Source organism: Bacillus sp. FSL H8-0492, assembly GCF_038006145.1.
Lineage (GTDB): Bacteria > Bacillota > Bacilli > Bacillales > Bacillaceae_G > Bacillus_A > Bacillus_A mycoides.
This window is the reverse complement of record NZ_JBBOUP010000001.1, coordinates 5,245,496-5,262,946: the sequence shown is the minus strand read 5'-3', so window position 1 is coordinate 5,262,946 and position 17,451 is coordinate 5,245,496. Positions and strand designations below refer to the sequence as shown.

14 protein-coding genes and 1 pseudogene are annotated in these 17,451 nt (G+C 34.3%); 9 read left to right on the top strand and 6 right to left on the bottom strand.

Features of this window, described 5'->3' with window-relative positions; all coding sequences use genetic code 11:
- Positions 1–2: 2 nt before the first annotated feature.
- Genes MHH66_RS27135 through MHH66_RS27125 form a run of 3 tightly spaced genes read right to left on the bottom strand, consistent with a single transcriptional unit; the run spans position 3 to position 3,962 of the window.
- Complete coding sequence (locus tag MHH66_RS27135) at positions 3–1,835, bottom strand: DUF2194 domain-containing protein (RefSeq protein WP_078185004.1); 1,833 nt, start codon at positions 1,833–1,835, stop codon at positions 3–5.
- Entirely contained in the window at positions 1,819–2,739 is a 921-nt protein-coding gene (locus tag MHH66_RS27130) for a tetratricopeptide repeat protein (protein WP_078185005.1), read from the bottom strand. Before MHH66_RS27130 ends, MHH66_RS27135 begins: the two co-directional genes overlap by 17 nt.
- Entirely contained in the window at positions 2,739–3,962 is a 1,224-nt protein-coding gene (locus MHH66_RS27125; protein WP_063219270.1) for a GAF domain-containing protein, read from the bottom strand. The genes MHH66_RS27130 and MHH66_RS27125 overlap by 1 nt, the downstream gene beginning before the upstream one ends.
- Before the next feature lie 298 nt (positions 3,963–4,260).
- Here MHH66_RS27125 and MHH66_RS27120 point away from each other — a divergent pair, with 298 nt between their 5' ends.
- Entirely contained in the window at positions 4,261–5,079 is an 819-nt protein-coding gene (locus tag MHH66_RS27120) for an endo alpha-1,4 polygalactosaminidase (RefSeq protein ID WP_063219269.1), read from the top strand.
- Positions 5,080–5,196: 117 nt separating this feature from the next.
- Here the strand turns inward: MHH66_RS27120 and MHH66_RS27115 are convergent, their stop codons facing one another.
- A complete protein-coding gene (locus MHH66_RS27115; protein ID WP_061673852.1) occupies positions 5,197–5,598 on the bottom strand; it encodes a hypothetical protein in 402 nt (133 codons plus the stop codon).
- A gap of 523 nt (positions 5,599–6,121) precedes the next feature.
- Here MHH66_RS27115 and MHH66_RS27110 point away from each other — a divergent pair.
- Entirely contained in the window at positions 6,122–6,712 is a 591-nt protein-coding gene (locus MHH66_RS27110) for an AmiS/UreI family transporter (protein ID WP_061673851.1), read from the top strand.
- Positions 6,713–6,755: 43 nt separating this feature from the next.
- Positions 6,756–7,700, top strand: a complete 945-nt coding sequence (locus tag MHH66_RS27105; RefSeq protein WP_176523423.1) for an NAD-dependent epimerase/dehydratase family protein — start codon at positions 6,756–6,758, stop codon at positions 7,698–7,700.
- Between the two features lie 88 nt (positions 7,701–7,788).
- Here MHH66_RS27105 and sodA read toward each other — a convergent pair whose 3' ends face one another.
- The gene (sodA, locus tag MHH66_RS27100) at positions 7,789–8,415 is read right to left on the bottom strand and encodes a superoxide dismutase [Mn] (protein ID WP_002034977.1); all 627 of its coding nucleotides are present in this window, start codon (positions 8,413–8,415) and stop codon (positions 7,789–7,791) included.
- A gap of 218 nt (positions 8,416–8,633) precedes the next feature.
- Here sodA and MHH66_RS27095 point away from each other — a divergent pair, with 218 nt between their 5' ends.
- On the top strand, positions 8,634–9,704 hold the full coding sequence (locus tag MHH66_RS27095) for a nitric oxide synthase oxygenase (protein WP_078185007.1): 1,071 nt from the start codon (positions 8,634–8,636) through the stop codon (positions 9,702–9,704).
- A gap of 362 nt (positions 9,705–10,066) precedes the next feature.
- Positions 10,067–11,635: a BCCT family transporter gene (locus MHH66_RS27090; protein WP_078185008.1), complete on the top strand. Its 1,569-nt coding sequence runs from the start codon at positions 10,067–10,069 to the stop codon at positions 11,633–11,635.
- Between the two features lie 119 nt (positions 11,636–11,754).
- Here the strand turns inward: MHH66_RS27090 and MHH66_RS27085 are convergent, their stop codons facing one another.
- Positions 11,755–13,053 carry an MFS transporter gene (locus tag MHH66_RS27085; protein WP_078185009.1) on the bottom strand — a complete coding sequence of 433 codons (1,299 nt, stop codon included), beginning with the start codon at positions 13,051–13,053 and terminating at the stop codon, positions 11,755–11,757.
- Between the two features lie 328 nt (positions 13,054–13,381).
- On the opposite strand from MHH66_RS27085, the pseudogene lytS reads away from it, so the two are divergent.
- The 4 genes and pseudogenes from lytS to lrgB all read left to right on the top strand — a co-directional run bounded on the left by lytS (position 13,382) and on the right by lrgB (position 17,162).
- Positions 13,382–15,152, top strand: a pseudogene (gene lytS / locus MHH66_RS27080) (two-component system sensor histidine kinase LytS).
- Positions 15,130–15,870 carry a LytR/AlgR family response regulator transcription factor gene (locus MHH66_RS27075; RefSeq protein WP_002130151.1) on the top strand — a complete coding sequence of 247 codons (741 nt, stop codon included), beginning with the start codon at positions 15,130–15,132 and terminating at the stop codon, positions 15,868–15,870. The pseudogene lytS and the gene MHH66_RS27075 overlap by 23 nt, the downstream one beginning before the upstream one ends.
- A gap of 133 nt (positions 15,871–16,003) precedes the next feature.
- A complete protein-coding gene (lrgA, locus tag MHH66_RS27070) occupies positions 16,004–16,435 on the top strand; it encodes an antiholin-like murein hydrolase modulator LrgA (RefSeq protein WP_000104908.1) in 432 nt (143 codons plus the stop codon).
- 34 nt (positions 16,436–16,469) lie between these two features.
- Positions 16,470–17,162, top strand: a complete 693-nt coding sequence (lrgB, locus tag MHH66_RS27065) for an antiholin-like protein LrgB (protein WP_002191346.1) — start codon at positions 16,470–16,472, stop codon at positions 17,160–17,162.
- Positions 17,163–17,451 lie beyond the last annotated feature (289 nt).

The window sequence follows — 17,451 nt, the reverse complement described above, 5'->3', positions numbered from 1 at the left end:
TGTTATGCTCCTTTAATTGGAATCGTAGCGCTGGCTTTCGTTAACGTAACGCTATAAATTTGGGAATCAAGCTTTTTAACTGTACCGTAAGGGAATGAGCCAGGTTGTATTTTCTTACCTTCTTCTACACGTATAATTGTTGAAGTATGGTTTGGTAACCCTTTATATGCAATGTGAACAGCATCATCTTCATAAGAAACATCTAGGTCACCAGTTTGATAAATTTTCATAGAAGCAGTTGCTTCACTTTGGGTCATACTTTTTATATAAGGATATCTTTCTCGTATTTCTTTAATTGTCTTTTTATAAGCTTTAAATAATTTTTCCCATGTTAAATTACCTGAGCGTTTTTCATCAAGAATATCATCTGGATGGACGAAATGTGAGATAACCCCTAAATTTGCGGTAACATCAGTTAAGATAAATTGCTCTTCATCTGTGATAGCATAGCCGCTCGTAATGCGCGGGAAGTGATAAATATTTTTATTATGTTCATCTGGTCCAAATTCTTGAATTAAACTACCGTTACTTTTACTTCCCACATATAGAGAAGCAACTGTTTCCATAGTTGGAACCGCGTCGTTTAATGCACTTAATCCAGCTGTATTTATAATATTGGATGGTGGTACATAGGTTTTTAATTTTTCGTTTGGAAAGAAGTTATACACGAGTTTTTGCAGAGCATCTAAGGAGCTCTCCATATCCTCTTTTGAATTCCAGGGAACATATTCAAGTGCTTTATCTACTGGATCTGGTGGTAATAATAAAGGTTGATGGTTATAGCCATGAATGCCTATTTCCCCGCCGTGACTTAGTAATTCTCTCCCAAATAATAAATAGGTATTTCTATTTTTACCTGTGAAATCTTCAAAGGGTGGCGTTACTTTATTTTGGTACGTCCCAATGGCAACACCCGTATATTTAATATCAAGATCTTCAGAGATATCCTTCATATTTTTCCACCAATGTTTTTTATAAAATTCTTCAACAGAAATTTTTTCTTTCGTTAAGTTTTTTAGTTCTCCACTTGGAATCGGAGATGGGAAGTCATCGATATACATAATTTCCGCTCCAAGTTGTGCTGAAGCGAAAGTCGGGAAAATAGTACCCAGTGATTGAACGAACATACCTCTACCTAATTTATCGTTCAATGCTGTTGTATTCCAATATAAGACTTTTCCTTCACCGTAGTCATTGGTCCAAAGGATGGGAGTATCTTCCGCTGTAATCCAAGTATTAGTTGTATTCTCATCTAGCGTAATATTCATTGAGCTATGAGTAAACAATGGAGAAGAACTTGAGAGATCTGGATAACCAGGGAATAAAACTTCTTCAAAGGTTAATCCTTTCGCATCTTTGAAACCTTCTTTTTGGGTAATACCAAATAATGTGTTCCAGGAAGGATCTGAATCAAGTCGGTTTGCGATAATAATTCTTCCGCCCATTTGTACAAAATTTTGAATATCAGCTTGTGGAAGTTGCTCCATTATTTCACCTGTAATAATAATCCCTGTATAGGGAGAGGGTGTAAGTCCCTTAATTTCATTAGCTGTAATATCTTTATAGTGTAGGTGTGCGTAATCCATTGCCTTCTTCGTATTAAATTCGACTTGTTGCCCTAATGTATTATCCGTTTTTAAAACGTATAATTGCATTTTTTGTCCATTTTGAGCTACATCTTTTGCTTTGAGTGTTTTAACAGTATCTGTTTCTTTAGTTTTAGGAACAGAAAACTTTTGATAAAAATTTTCTGTTCGATATATAAGGATGGATAAAATTAAGAGAAATAAAATGATACTAATAATCCCGATATATATATTAATCCCCTTTTTCAATGTGTGCGCCTCCAAACTGCCTTACAAATAATTGATATTTACGCGGTAGTATATGAACTCTTTTTGCATCCGTTAGATTATTGATTAAGTTATAGAGCTCGTCCCATAACTGTTGCTCATAATATATTTCAAGTAAACCAACGTAACCGTAATATGATTCAGGATAGAAATGAATAAGCTTTAAAAATTGTTCTTCAGACTTTGCATATTGTTTTGTGTGTAGAAACAGATTTCCAAGATGGAAAGGGTAAAGAGGTTCGTTAGGGAATAGTTCTACACCTTGTGTAATAAAATCCATAAATTTAGCGATTATTTTTTCTTTTTGCTGATTAGAAAGAAGACCACTGTTTATATATCTTAAATAGTTAGAAACCAATTCTTTTGCAATTTCATTTTGTGGATTTTGTAGAAATTGCTTATTTAAGTATTCGATTTGTTTTTCGTACCGTTCATTTAGTAAATTAATAGTAGTTGCTGCGTAATGCACAGTTTCAGGATCTTTATGGTGAATGGCTTCTTTCAATAAGCCTCCTTCATTAGCAATAGAGGAGGAGCTTAACTGTACAATGAGTTGTTTATGTAATTCAGGCTTATCTAGTTCTAATCCAGAAGAAAATGAAATTAAGTCCATATCTTGTTTTGCTGATTCTAAAATATCTTCGTAATTATCAACGTGAAAGGCAACATAATCAGAGTATTGCTGTAACCACTCGGTTTTGGAGCGTCTTATATTAAGTAATAACATGATTGCTGATACAATAAGTCCGATAAGTGGGAAAAGAAGAGATAGAATCAAGCAAAATTCAATAATTCCTTTTTTATCTTTAGTAATCAAACTTTTCGTAAATCGAAATAAAAGAAAAACCAAAATAACATAAATAAAATAAAGAAGGAGTAAAATCATTAGACTATCACTCCTTTAGAAGAAAGAGCGTTTTGTATACGAGTTTGAACTTGTATATAAAACTGTTCTTCAGTGCCAGGTAATAAAATCATGATTTTCTGCTCGGTTGTACTATAACCGAATATATCGATATCTCGCAAGTGGTCTTTTAAAATAGAATTTATCATTCCTAAAGAATCTTGTGGAGCATTGAACTCAAAATAGGAATATGGATAAGATAATGTTTCATAACGTTTCTTTTCTATTTTTAGTAAATGTTCAAATTCATCTTCATAATAAATGCTTGTTTTAGGGAATGTGCGATCCTCTTGACTGGATAGCCAAAGATTAGAAGCGTTTTGTAAACGATCACCCATCCAGCGTAAATACCATGTGAAAAGTTCGAATTGCTCAGAAGTTACTTTTGAAAACTCGATTTCGTCTAATATAATGACGTATTGTACATCATCTTGGAATAGGACGGGACCAACTAAAAGTGGAGCGTCTTGAAAATCCTCATCTGTACGGAAAAAAGGTCGATTATGCGCTAGCGCATTTTTGATGACTAAGGAAGCGTTTTTAACGAAAATAGATTGGGATAATGTATTTTTACCAGTTTCAGCTCTTAATTTAATACGAAGCGATTGTTTATTGTTATCAACGTGATAGATACCAATTTTTTTTGCTCCAAAATACATTTTTAATACATTCATTCCTTCATCGAGTACAATTTCAGGATGTGTATGATTTAAAGCTTTAAACATATGATACATTTTAGATAAGTGGTTATTTGATTCAAGTACACGAGAACGTAGTGTAATACGTGTTTCATCCAATTGTTTCACGACATATTTTAATTCTTTATTTTCAGCTTTCAACTCATTATTTATCATATGTACATCTTCATAACGTTCTTTTTGTGCAGTGCTCATCAGTCCACAGCATAAACTAATAACAAGTAAGAAAATCCAACTTATCCAGTAATCTAATGAATAAAAGTACAGTAATACATCATTTTCTTTATATATACCGCTTATAAAGATATAAATCATTGCTTCCAGAAAGGCGAAAAGGGCAATAGATATGCCATACCGGCTAGAAATAATTAATGTAATAAATAAGAGTAGGAAGTATTCATACGTTGGTGTAAGAAAATCAGTTAGTATTGATAGAAAAAATAGTGCAATAAAGAGAATCGTAGGTTCAATCATCTTTTGGAATATATTAGATTGTCTATAGTGCATAAAAAAAACCCTTCTTTCGTTTGCAAATTTAATTTTGAGGAATAGTACACTGAAATAAAATACATAATTTAAAAGAATTATTTTAAGATATATAATATATAAAGCCCAAATCATTTTATCAACAGAGATGTAGTAAATTCAAGTGAAATAAATTCTAATTTCTGTTAATGTATTGCATTTATTGGGATTTTTTATAAAAAATCGAGTTTGAAAAAATGTAGAATGTTATGGTATTACTATATTTGTATTAACATTTAAAACAATAGAAAATTACAGTTGTATAGGGGGTAATATTATTATGGAGTGGAAACGTTCCGTATGCTTTTTAGCTATATTTTCTTTTATTTTTTCCTCAAGTACATCCGCACAAGCAAATGTTGTGGAACCAGTTTTAAAAAATGTACGAAGTTATAAAATTTATTATGGTGAAGCAAATGAGCAAGTAATTGAGAGACTTTCAAAGTATGACATGGTTATTATAGAGCCATATGCATTTACGAAAGAACAGGTTCAGCAATTAAAAAACTCAGGAACGGTAGTTCTTGGCTATGTTAGTGTTTTAGAATTAGAATCGTGGCATAAATCGCAAGTAGTTGAATCAGACCATTATTATAGAGATGGTAAGAAAATGAAGGTTGAGCAGTGGGATACATATATTATGAATTTAGCTGATGAACACTACCGTGGGATTGTTGTGAATAAGGTGAAACAGCAAGTTATTGGAAAAGGAATAGATGGGGTGTTTTTAGATACAGCTGGTGATATTGATGACTATTTTTATGATCAGCCGTCTACACAAGGGAAATTTCGAGAAGCATATGTAAATTTATTAAAAGAAATTAAAAGTGTTGATTCCAACCTGCTTCTTATACAGAATTGGGGATTTGACACAATCAAAAATACATCCTTGAATTTTATAAATGGTGTATTGTGGGAAGACTTCAATAAACAAGTTATTGCGAAAGATGAATGGAGTCAAAATTGGATGCGTTATTTTAAACAACAAAGCAATAAAATTGTAACGTTTACCGTGACCCCAGATAATGTATCTAAAAAATATAGTTCTACAAATGGATTTGTTCCTACGATAAATCCGAATGATATTTATGATAAATAGCAAGTGTCCAAAATGAGAAACTATCAAGATTGACTATCACGCTTTAGGTCAGTAATACGATTATCTTATAAAGATAAATGTATTACTGACCAGCCCCTTTCACATAATAGGGGAGATTTAATGAATTCGAACGAGTTGTTTATGGTATACTGTATTACCTTCTTGGCTTGTATATGGCGGGATACTTCGCCCAAAACAATTTGCAACAATATTGGAGTGGCCAGGATAAGAAATACGAATTTCATACAAATCAATAGAGTCATCTAAATCAGCATAAAAAACTGCTAAGTGGTTGCCTTGTAAAATATATGGGAATGCTACTTCCGTATTTTCACCAAGTAGTACAGGTAATTTTATAGGATTAGAATAGTTAGACCAATCCCAAACCTCTATAGTTACATGGTGTGTGTAATATGCATCTAAATTTACAATGTTTACTACTGCTGAAACAGTTGCGGGCTCTCTTGTTAATACACCTGTGGAGTGAAAAACAAAATGATTTGGATAATGAAGAGGCATAAATATCAAACCTTTCTAAATTAATATGAGTGTACGATATTCTATGCAAAAAATTAATAGAATGAGATAGGGAAAATGTATCATTCTACTAATTTTTTATAGAAATTCAAAACGTAGTATTGAAAAGTATTCCAACACTTGTATCATTGTTAGAGTACGTTTATAATCAAGGAATCCTATTTCATGTTTTGATAGGGTTATTTATTATTGAAAGCGTTTTAAATTTATTGTTTTTTAAGGTAGGAAGTCTAACTTATTCAGATTAAAAATTATGTATGTAGTTTTAAATAGGAAGAAAAATAATAAAGTGAAACTTTAATCAGTGGGTGGGGGTTGTTCATCCCCACTGATTATTAGCTTTCACCAATCGGGCTTTACGGGCAGTTGATCTCCCACTTAACTTCTTTGCTCTAGCTGAATTTTGAGGTGGGGGTTTTACTGCTCGTTAATGCAGGATAAAGTATCACTTTATATTGTGGGGAGGTTAAAAGTGTGAAAGGGAAAGATTTTCACACGAATATATATGGGTTACGTAGGATTATTACTTTCAGGTGCAGCTTTATTTTTAAATAGTCTTGTCATATTAGGCAAAGTAGAGATGAAAAGTGCAGGTGTTTTTAATTTATTTGTAGGAGCGTTACAAATTATTATACCGTTTTATTTAATTATGATTTCTGATCAAAGTAATTGGACGGTATATTCATATGCAGCTACTTTTTTATTTGGTTTAACTTATTTATATGTAGGCGTTACTTTTATTAAAGGAATGGATAGTAGTGGACTAGGCTGGTTCTGTATTTGGGTAGCAATTATTGCTTTATTCTATATGGTTGTTTCATTTGTTCAATTCCACGATGTTGTTAATGCGTTAACATGGTTTATGTGGGCATTACTTTGGTATTTATTCTTTGTATTAAATGCACAAAAAAAGAATATCAATCAATATCTTGGCAGAATTGCTTTTGTACAATCGTGGGTAACATTGACGTTGCCATCACTCTTTTATTTTATGGGAGTATGGGGCGAGGGATTCATATATGAACTATGGGTTTATGTATCAGTAATTTCTATTCTATATTGCTGCTATTGTATTTTTAAATATCGAGTACGTTAATGTATCGTGTGTAGAAAAAACATGGAATCGTTAAACTGATTCCATGTTTTTTTATTTTAGCGTTTATAATAATAGAGGGAGTATTTTACAATTTGTAAAAACGGGGATGATGAAGGTGAAAAAAGTATTGGTGCTAGGGGGAACAAGATTTTTTGGTAAACATTTAGTAGAAGTACTGTTGCAAGCTGGACATGATGTAACGATTGCGACGAGGGGAGTTACTGAAGATCCCTTTGGAAGTGCAGTAAAAAGACTGATTGTAGATAGAGAAGATGAGAGGCTACTAGAAGAGCGTTTTGAAGGTAAAAGTTATGATATCGTATACGATAATTTATGCTATAGCTCGAATGCAGCGAAGATAATATGTGAAGTGCTAAAAGGAAAAACGAAGAAATACATTATGACATCTTCAATGGCTGTCTATGAGCCTGCGCTAGGCCTGTTAGAAGAAAACTTCAATCCGTACGAGTATACAATTACGTATGGAGGTAGGAATGATTTCAATTATAGTGAAGGTAAGCGATTAGCTGAAGCAGTTTTATTTCAACATGCAACATTCCCAGTCGTTGCGGTAAGATTTCCCGTCGTTATTGGAGAAAACGATTATACGAAAAGATTACAATTTTACGTTGAACATGTTGTGAAACAAGAGTCTATCGTTGTGGATCATGTAGATGGAGAGTTGTCATTTATACATGAAAAAGAAGCAGGGGAATTTTTAGCTTGGTGCGGGATGAAGGACATAGAAGGGCCAATTAATGCTTGTAGTAACGGGGTGGTTTCTACCAGAGAAGTTATTCGTTTCATAGAAGAGAATACCGGGATAAAAGCGCTCATTCAAGAAGTAGGAGATAATATAGCTCCTTATAATGGAGTGATTAATTGTACGTTACATAATGGAAAGGCTCGTGAAGTAGGATTCCCGTTCCGAGAGTTGAAATTAGAGACGGAAAAAGTTTTACTTTATTACATAAATACAATGAAATAATCATAAATCCCCCGGTGGCAATCCGGGGGATTCTGGAGGATTTCGACAATACTAATTTTACATTACCAAATTTACCTTATACGCACGACTAATGTGTTTGTGATTGAATTGCTTGTAAATACTTTTCATTTACCCGGTCCCAGTTCACCGTATGCCACCAGTTGGTAACAAATTCTGGACGCCGATTTTGATACTTTAAATAATAGGCGTGTTCCCATACATCGATGACGAGTAATGGAATTTTACCTTCTTGCAAAGGTGTATCTTGATTGGGTGTACTCATAACGGAAAGTTCCTCACCGTCCAGAACAAGCCATCCATAGCCACTTCCAAAACGACTAATAGCTGCTTTAGACAGTTGATCTTTTAAGTTGTCAAAGGTATTGAAATAATAATCAATTACTTTTGCAACGTCTCCATTAGGCTCACCGCCACCTCGCGGGCTCATTAATTCCCAAAAAAGACTATGACAATAATGTCCACCACCGTTATTTCTGACAGCTGTAACAATTTCTTTTGGTAAAGTTTTTAAATTACATAGTAACTCTTCTAAAGATTTATTATGTAATTCCGTATAGTTTTCTAAAGCGGCATTCAAGTTATTTACGTATGTCGCATGGTGCTTTCCATGATGAATAGAAAGCGTGTTGCTATCGATATATGGCTCTAGTTCATCATAGTCATATGAAAGCTTTGGCAATTGAAATGAAGACATAACATTCCCTCCTTTCTTATTAAAAAAGTTGGTCTAGGTAAAAATAATTTACCTGAGTCAAAAATACACCTATTTTTTATACAAGTCAATAGTAATCTCTTTAATTTTCTGAAAAATATTACAATAAAAGTAACACTTCGACTTTCATTTGTGACTCTTATTCTTTTTGCTTATACTGTAAAGTAGTAACGTTTTGTTGAAATAGAAGGAGATCGTTTATGAGTAAAACGAAACAATTAATAGAGGAAGCGAGTCATTTTATTACGGTTTGCTATAAAGAGCTTAATAAAGAACAATTCATAGAAGAGAGAATAAAAGAAATTCAAATTGAAATAGAGAAGACGGGGACGTATGAGCATACATTTGAAGAACTTGTTCATGGATCACGAATGGCATGGCGCAATAGTAATCGATGTATCGGAAGACTATTTTGGAGTAAGATGCACATATTAGATGCACGTGAAGTAAATGATGAGGAAGGTGTATACAATGCATTAATTCATCATATTAAATATGCAACGAACGATGGGAAAGTTAAACCGACAATTACAATTTTTAAGCAATATCAAGGTGAAGAAAATAATATACGAATTTATAATCACCAATTGATTCGGTATGCAGGATATAAAACAGAAATGGGAGTGATTGGTGACTCTCATTCCACTGCGTTTACAGATTTTTGTCAGGAACTTGGCTGGCAAGGAGAAGGTACGAATTTCGATGTATTGCCACTTGTGTTTTCTATAAACGGGAAGGCACCTATATATAAAGAAATTCCGAGAGAAGAAGTAAAAGAAGTGCCAATTGAACACCCAGAATACCCGATTTCGTCACTTGGAGCAAAATGGTATGGGGTTCCAATGATTTCAGATATGCGCTTAGAAATTGGCGGTATTTCTTATACGGCAGCCCCGTTCAATGGATGGTATATGGGAACGGAGATTGGGGCTCGTAACTTAGCGGATCATGATCGCTATAATTTACTTCCGGCTGTTGCGGAGATGATGAAGCTCGATACATCGAGAAACGGTACGTTATGGAAAGACAAGGCGCTAATTGAATTAAACGTGGCTGTTTTACATTCTTTTAAAAAACAAGGAGTTAGTATTGTGGATCACCATACAGCTGCACAACAATTTCAACAATTTGAGAAGCAGGAAGCGGCTTGTGGACGGGTTGTAACAGGTAATTGGGTGTGGCTCATTCCACTGTTGTCGCCAGCTACCACTCATATTTATCATAAACCGTATCCAAATGAAATTTTGAAGCCGAATTTCTTTCATAAATAATAGCTAGTATAGTTTTTTTTCTGCAAAATATAATTTTTTTTAATTACTGTTACGTAGCAAATGGAAGCCTTTACTATCGGTTATTTTTGGAAAGGACTTTTTGAACCAAGGAGTTCCTTATGTTATAATCAAATTTCTGTTTCGAAGACCTTATAGAAATATAAGGTCTTTTGTTTTGCTTTTTTATGTAATAGGAATAGAAATTTTCTTTTAAATAAGGGATTTAGCATATTTTTAGGGACAACATAAGTGTGTAGGAAATTGATGAATTATTATTCTTATATAATCATTGTGTTTTGGGTGTAAACAAGAAGACATAATAAAGTTGTTTTTTTAGATTGCTGAGGAAGGAGGAAGTGTAAATGAGGATGAAGAGTCGAAAAACGGATTGGCCTGTATTTCTTATTAGTGGTGGCTCACTTTTATTATTTGTAATTGCAGTTATTTTAAATAAAAGTTACGTAGAGGGAGCCATTAATAGCAGTTTTGCAGCTTCAATTAAATATTTTGGTGCCTTTTGGCAGGTTTTATTAATTGGTACATTTGTTGTTGCAATGTGTATGGCGTTTTCAAAATATGGGAGAGTTAAACTTGGGGGGCTAGAAAAACCTGAGATTAGTACGACAAAATGGCTCGCTATTATTATGTCTACATTACTTGCTGGAGGTGGCGTTTTTTGGGCAGCCGCAGAGCCGATGTACCATTTGATGACGGTGCCACCAATACATGAAGGTATAACTGCTGGAACGCAAGAAGCAGTCATGCCTGCTTTAGCACAAAGTTATATGCACTGGGGTTTCCTGGCTTGGACGATTTTAGGTACAATTAGTGCGGTAGTTATGATGTACGGGCATTATCATAAAGATATGCCTTTAAAACCTCGAACGCTTTTATATCCTATTTTTGGAGAGAAATTGCGAAAGAGTTGGCTTGGAACAATAATCGATGTATTTGCCATTATTGCGGTAGCTGCAGGGACGATTGGTCCAATCGGATTTTTAGGACTACAAGCAAGTTATGGGTTACAAGCATTGTTTAACATTCCTGATGTGTTTACTACTCAATTAGCCATTATTGTTTGTGTAGTAGCTGTTTCTACTATATCTGCGGTAACAGGAATTGATAAAGGGATTCAAATTATAAGTAATTTAAATGTTAGGTTAGCAGTTCTATTAATGGTATTTGTATTACTATTTGGACCAGGTGGATTTATTATCGATTCATTTGTTTCTTCGTTTGGATTTTATATAAATGAATTTATTCCAATGAGCACATATCGTGGTGATACAGCTTGGTTAGGATCGTGGACAATCTTTTTCTGGGGATGGTTTATTGGATATGGACCGATGATGGCAATTTTAGTGAGCCGAATTTCAAGAGGAAGAACAATCCGAGAAATCATCGTTGCAATTGGAATTATTGCACCTATTATTACAACGTTTTGGTTTACTATACTAGGGGGATCAGGTGTGTTTTATGAGTTAATGAATCCTGGTTCTATCTCGACCGCATTAAGTGAATCAGGTATGCCAGCGGCTATGATTGCAATTACGCAGCAGTTGCCATTATCTAATATTATTGGACCTGCATTTCTTTTATTAACAATTTTATTTGTAGTGACAACAGGAGATTCAATGGCTTATTCGATTTCAATGGCAGTGACTGGAGATGGAGATCCTAGAATTAGTTTGCGAGTTTTTTGGTCGCTTATTATGGGCGCAGTTGCGGCAATTCTTTTATATATGGGTGAGGGAAGCATTAACGCCTTACAATCCTTCATTGTAGTGACGGCTGTTCCGGTATCTATTCTGTTATTCCCAATGCTATGGCTAGCGCCTAAAGTCGCAGGGGAATTAGCGTTAAAACAAGGTATTGTAAAAGAAGAAGATAAAACTAGCTTCTTGTTCCAAAAAGCTAGTAAATCAAAATAAATAATTGTATGTATATAAGAAGAGGAAGCATTTCATTTGAGATGCTTCCTCTTTGCTATTTATCCAAATACTTTTCCTGAGGGGACAGTATTTGGATAAACATTTCGTACAGTTTCAATCTATTCTAATACTTTATCTTTCGTCTCTGGGACACATAATAGCATTGTAACTAAACCTATTGGATAGATAATGAAGATGAGAGATAATGCTCCCATTAAATTACCACCTGCAGCAAGTAAGCCGATAATAACAGGTCCAAATCCAGCTAACCCACGTCCTGTACCGAAAATAAAGTTCTCTGCTGTCGAGCGAGCTTCAGCAGGATAGTTTTCAGCTAAAACTGCTCCGAATCCCCCCATCATGCCATTGGCAAAGAATCCAAGCAGTGCACTTCCCCATAACAATGATGTTGAGTCTGTGAATAAGAAGAAGTAAATGAGACAGTATATAGTACCACCGACATAATAGATTGTAAAAGTTTTACGGCGGCCAATTTTATCGGCTAGAATACCAAAAGTTGCAATTCCAATTAGCATGCCGATTGTAGAGATGAACATCCAACCGCTCGCTTTTGCTAATGTATAGTTATATTTATTCGCTAAAATAGTTGGCATCCATGTGAAAATTCCATAATATCCGAAGTTTTGGATGAATGACATAATAATAAGACCAATGGTTGTTATCGTTACTTTTTTATTGGCAAATAACTTTCGAAGTGGGAACTTTTTCATTTGCTTTAGTTGTTCTGCCTCAGTAGTTGTTAAATTACCTTTAGCTTCTTTTTGTAACAATTCTTTTTTGTATCGTTGTTTTTGTTCCCATATTTTCGGTTCACTTAAACTTTTGCGGACGTAAACAGCTAGTAGAGCGGGAATGAGTCCAAATAAGAAAACAGCTCTCCATCCGAAATGTGGGACGATAAATGCCGGAAGGAGTGAAGCGACTAGTACGCCAAATTGCCATCCAAGTGCAACAACGGATGTCGCCTTAGCGCGCATTTCTTTAGACCATGTTTCAGTTACGATGGCCATCCCAATCCCGAATTCACCACCAACTCCCATTCCAACTAAAAAGCGAAGAATTAATAATTGCCAATAATCTGTTGCGAAATAAATAAGTGCTGTTGCTAGTGAGAATAGTAAGATTGTGAAGGCCATCGTACGGATACGCCCAAATAAATCAGCAATAAATCCAAATAAATAAGACCCGATTAGCATTCCTATTGTGGTAGCTAATGTTAAGTTTCCACCTTCAACAGGGCTTAAATGAAATTCTTTTAAAATGTAGACGAGTACGAAAGATAAGAGCAACATGTCTAAACCTTCTGCTGCATATCCTAGCGCAGAACCAAACAATGTTTTATATCTTTTCTCTTTCGTCTCCTCTGTTGTTGATTGTATATCAGTAGTGACGTTCATCATTAATCCTCCTTATTTTCTTCTACAGTCGCTATGGAAGAATAACAAAAGGCCTTCTCACCTGATATGATGAGAAGGCCAAAAAAGCATACGTATCCCTAAAAAAGACCATACGTATAGTATATTCCGACTTCCTTCTCAACCTCACGGGGTTGGGTTAAAGGACTGTATTATATTACTTTATTTTTAGCACTCTTCTGTTAGATTGTCAAATAAAGAGGGGATAGTTATGTGTAAAATATTTCAAAAAACATTTCATTCTCCTTGACGCACGCTTCATTATTTTCCCATAATAAAACTAACTAATATAAAAAGGAATGAATCACAGATGCTAAATTTAGTACTTATGATGATTGAACGCGTCGGGCTTATTGTTATTTTAGGATTTTTACTCTCTCATATTAAAACGTTCCGGCGTCTTCTTCATAAGCAAGACGGATATGTAGATAAGTTTAAGCTTATTTGTATTTTTTCAGTGTTTACAATTGTAAGCAATTACACAGGGATTGAAATAGCAGGAAATACTATTATGAATGAAAATTGGTTACAAGGTGTTTCATCATCCAGCACAATTGCGAATACACGAATCATGGGTGTTGGAATTAGTGGATTGCTTGGCGGTCCTATCGTCGGAATTGGAGTAGGTTCTATTTGCGGGTATTCATCGTTATATGCTTGGTGGGACGACGGCAGTAAGTTGTGCAATTTCATCAATTTTGGCTGGGATTATAACAGGTTATATTGGATACATTTTCAAAAAATATAACCGTACTATTACTCCTAAATTTTCTGCGATTTTAAGTGTTTTTATCGTTACTTTAGAAATGCTTATGATTCTATTAATTATAGAAGATGGACTTAGTGTTGTGAAAACAATTGCGCTACCGATGATTCTTGTAAATAGTTTTGGCAGTTTCATTTTACTTTCGATGATACTAGCTATTTTACGACAAGAAGAAAACGCAAAAGCTTTGCAAACGCATAAAGTATTACGAATTGCTGATAAGACGTTACCATATTTCCGCCAAGGGCTAACAGAAGAGTCTTGTAAACATGTGGCACAAATTATTCACCGCTTTACGGGAACAGATGCGGTATCCTTAACAGATACAGAGGAAATCTTAGCTCACGTTGGATTAGCATCAGATCATCATATTCCTTCACACAGTTTAATAACAGGTTTATCAAAAGAAGTATTAAAAACAGGGAAAATAATGAAGGCAAAATCACGTGAGATTATTAATTGTCAACATGAAGGGTGTCCATTACAAGCGGCAGTTGTTATTCCATTAACTTCACATGGAAATACGATAGGAACATTAAAACTTTATTTTAAAAACCCTAATCAATTAAGTCGTGTTGAAGAAGAGTTAGCGGAAGGGCTAGCGAAAATATTCTCCACACAGCTTGAGTTAGGTGAAGCTGAGTTACAAAGTAAGTTATTGCAAGATGCCGAAATAAAAGCGTTGCAAGCACAAATCAATCCGCATTTTTTATTTAATGCAATTAATACAGTATCAGCTTTATGTCGAACAGATGTAGAGAAAGCGAGAAAATTATTATTGCAGCTTAGCGTTTATTTTCGTTGTAATTTGCAAGGGGCACGACAATTACTTATTCCATTAGAACAAGAGTTGAATCATGTACATGCATATTTATCGTTAGAGCAAGCGAGGTTTCCGAATAAGTATGAAGTGAATATGTACATTGAAGAGGCACTAAAGGTGACTTTAGTTCCACCATTTGTGCTTCAGCTATTAGTTGAAAATGCATTGCGCCATGCTTTTCCGAAAAAGCAGCCAGTGTGCCAAGTCGAGGTACATGTGTTTGAAAAAGAAGGGATGGTTCACTTTGAAGTAAAGGATAATGGACAAGGGATTGAGAGTGAACGTCTAGAGGAATTAGGAAAAATGGTAGTTCCATCAAAGAAAGGGACGGGAACAGCCTTATATAATATTAATGAACGACTTATCGGGTTATTTGGGAAAGAGACAATGCTTCAAATTGAAAGTGAATTAGAGCAAGGGACAAAGATCCTCTTTGTGATTCCGAAAAAAGTAGAGGAGGAAAAACGGAGTGTTAAAAGTATTAGTAGTTGATGATGAAATGTTAGCACGGGATGAATTGAAATATTTATTAGAGAAAACAAAAGAAGTAGAGATAATTGGTGAGGCGGATTGTGTAGAGGATGCATTAGAAGAATTAATGAAAAACAAACCAGATATTGTTTTTCTAGATATTCAGTTATCTGATGATAATGGATTTGAAATCGCAAATATATTAAAGAAAATGAAAAATCCACCTTCAATTGTGTTTGCTACTGCCTATGATCAATATGCATTGCAAGCATTTGAAGTAGATGCGTTAGACTACATTTTAAAGCCATTTGATGAAGAACGTATCGTACAGACGTTAAAGAAATATAAAAAACAAAAGCAAATAAAGTTAGAAACAAAGCAAGATGTAAAGAGTGTAGATGTAACGGCCGAGATGCATAAATTAGCATTACCAATTGAGGAATCAATTGTACTTGTTAACATTGAAGATATTATTTATGTAGGGCTTGTAGATGGGAAAGTAACTGTAAAAACAATGAAAGAAACATATGTAACACATGATACGCTTGTCATTTTGGAAAAGAAATTACCACAAACAATTTTTATGCGTGTTCATCGTAGTTTCGTTGCTAATATTAATCATATTTCTGAGATACAGCCGTGGTTTAATTCGACTTATAACTTAATTATGAAAGAGGGATCCAAAGTCCCGGTTAGCCGTACATATGCAAAAGAACTTAAAAAGCTGCTTCGTATTTAAGAAGCAGCTTTTTGTATTTCGTCTGCCTATTTTTGTAACTAATTTTGTATATTTGACGTTCTGTTATGTAAACGCTTACAGTTTTATTTTTATCTTATACAATAAAGGTACCAAATCGAAAGAGGTGGCCAAAATGAGTACGAAAAAAGTATATAGTTTCTTATCACAAGCATTCATATTTTCAGCTATTATGTTAGTTTCTAATATTATTGCAACGCATTTACCAATTCCGATGCCTTCATCGGTGATCGGATTAGTTATTTTATTTAGCCTATTATGTTTAAAAGTTATTAAATTGGAACAAGTTGAATCACTCGGAACGGCTTTAACAGGTATTATCGGATTCCTTTTCGTTCCATCAGGTATTTCGGTTATTAATTCTCTCGGTGTAATGGGACAATATTTTGTACAAATTTTAACTGTAATTGTTGTCGCAACAATTATTTTACTCGCTGTAACAGGATTATTTGCACAATTTATTTTAGGAAAAGACGATAAAGAAATAGAAGATACGAAAGAATTGAAAGTAGTAAATAAAGGACGCAAGCACGGAAAAGTTGCGTAACCAATTTAGTATATATTGTTAGGAGGGAATGAACATGGCAAGCACAATGACTCCATATTTCGGAATCGTCGTTTCATTAATCGCATACGGAATCGGAACATTATTATTTAAGCATTCAAAAGGATTCTTCTTATTCACACCATTATTCGTAGCGATGGTATTAGGGATTGTCTTTCTAAAAGTAGGTAACTTTACTTTTGAAGAATATAATACTGGCGGAAAAATGATTAGCTTCTTCTTAGAACCAGCAACAATCGCGTTTGCAATTCCATTATATAAACAAGTTGATAAGTTAAAAAAATATTGGTGGCAAATTTTATCGGCTATTGTGGTTGGATCTATTTGTTCAGTGGTTGTTGTGTACATTGTCGCAAAAGCAATTGGTCTAGACACAGCTGTAATGAACTCAATGTTACCGCAGGCAGCAACAACAGCAATTGCATTACCAATCTCTGAAAGTATCGGTGGTATTCCAGCAATTACATCATTTGCAGTTATCTTTAATGCTGTTATCGTATACGCATTAGGAGCTTTATTCTTAAAAACATTTAGAGTTAAACATCCGATTGCTAAAGGTTTAGCGCTTGGAACAGCAGGACATGCGTTAGGGGTTGCAGTAGGTATCGAAATGGGTGAAGTAGAAGCAGCTATGGCCAGTATCGCTGTGACAGTGGTTGGTGTCGTAACAGTGGTGGTTATTCCAATGTTCATGCCGTTTATTGGATGATAAAACTTACTAAAAAAAATATAAAAGCAAGTTATTTGTAGGACGGATTTCTACTGATAGCTTGCTTTTTATGTTACAGTAGTGGTAAGACCTATTGAAGGATAAAAGTTTCCTTAAATCTTCATTAATACTACGTATAATGCGTTCTGAAATAGGTCATTGTATTGTAAAATAAGAAGTAACATAATATATAGCACAATTAACGGGTGGTTAGGGTTGAATATAAATTGCTCGCAATGGCTTTAATATTAAAGGATAATTATAAGTAGAGGATAGAGAGAGATCTACT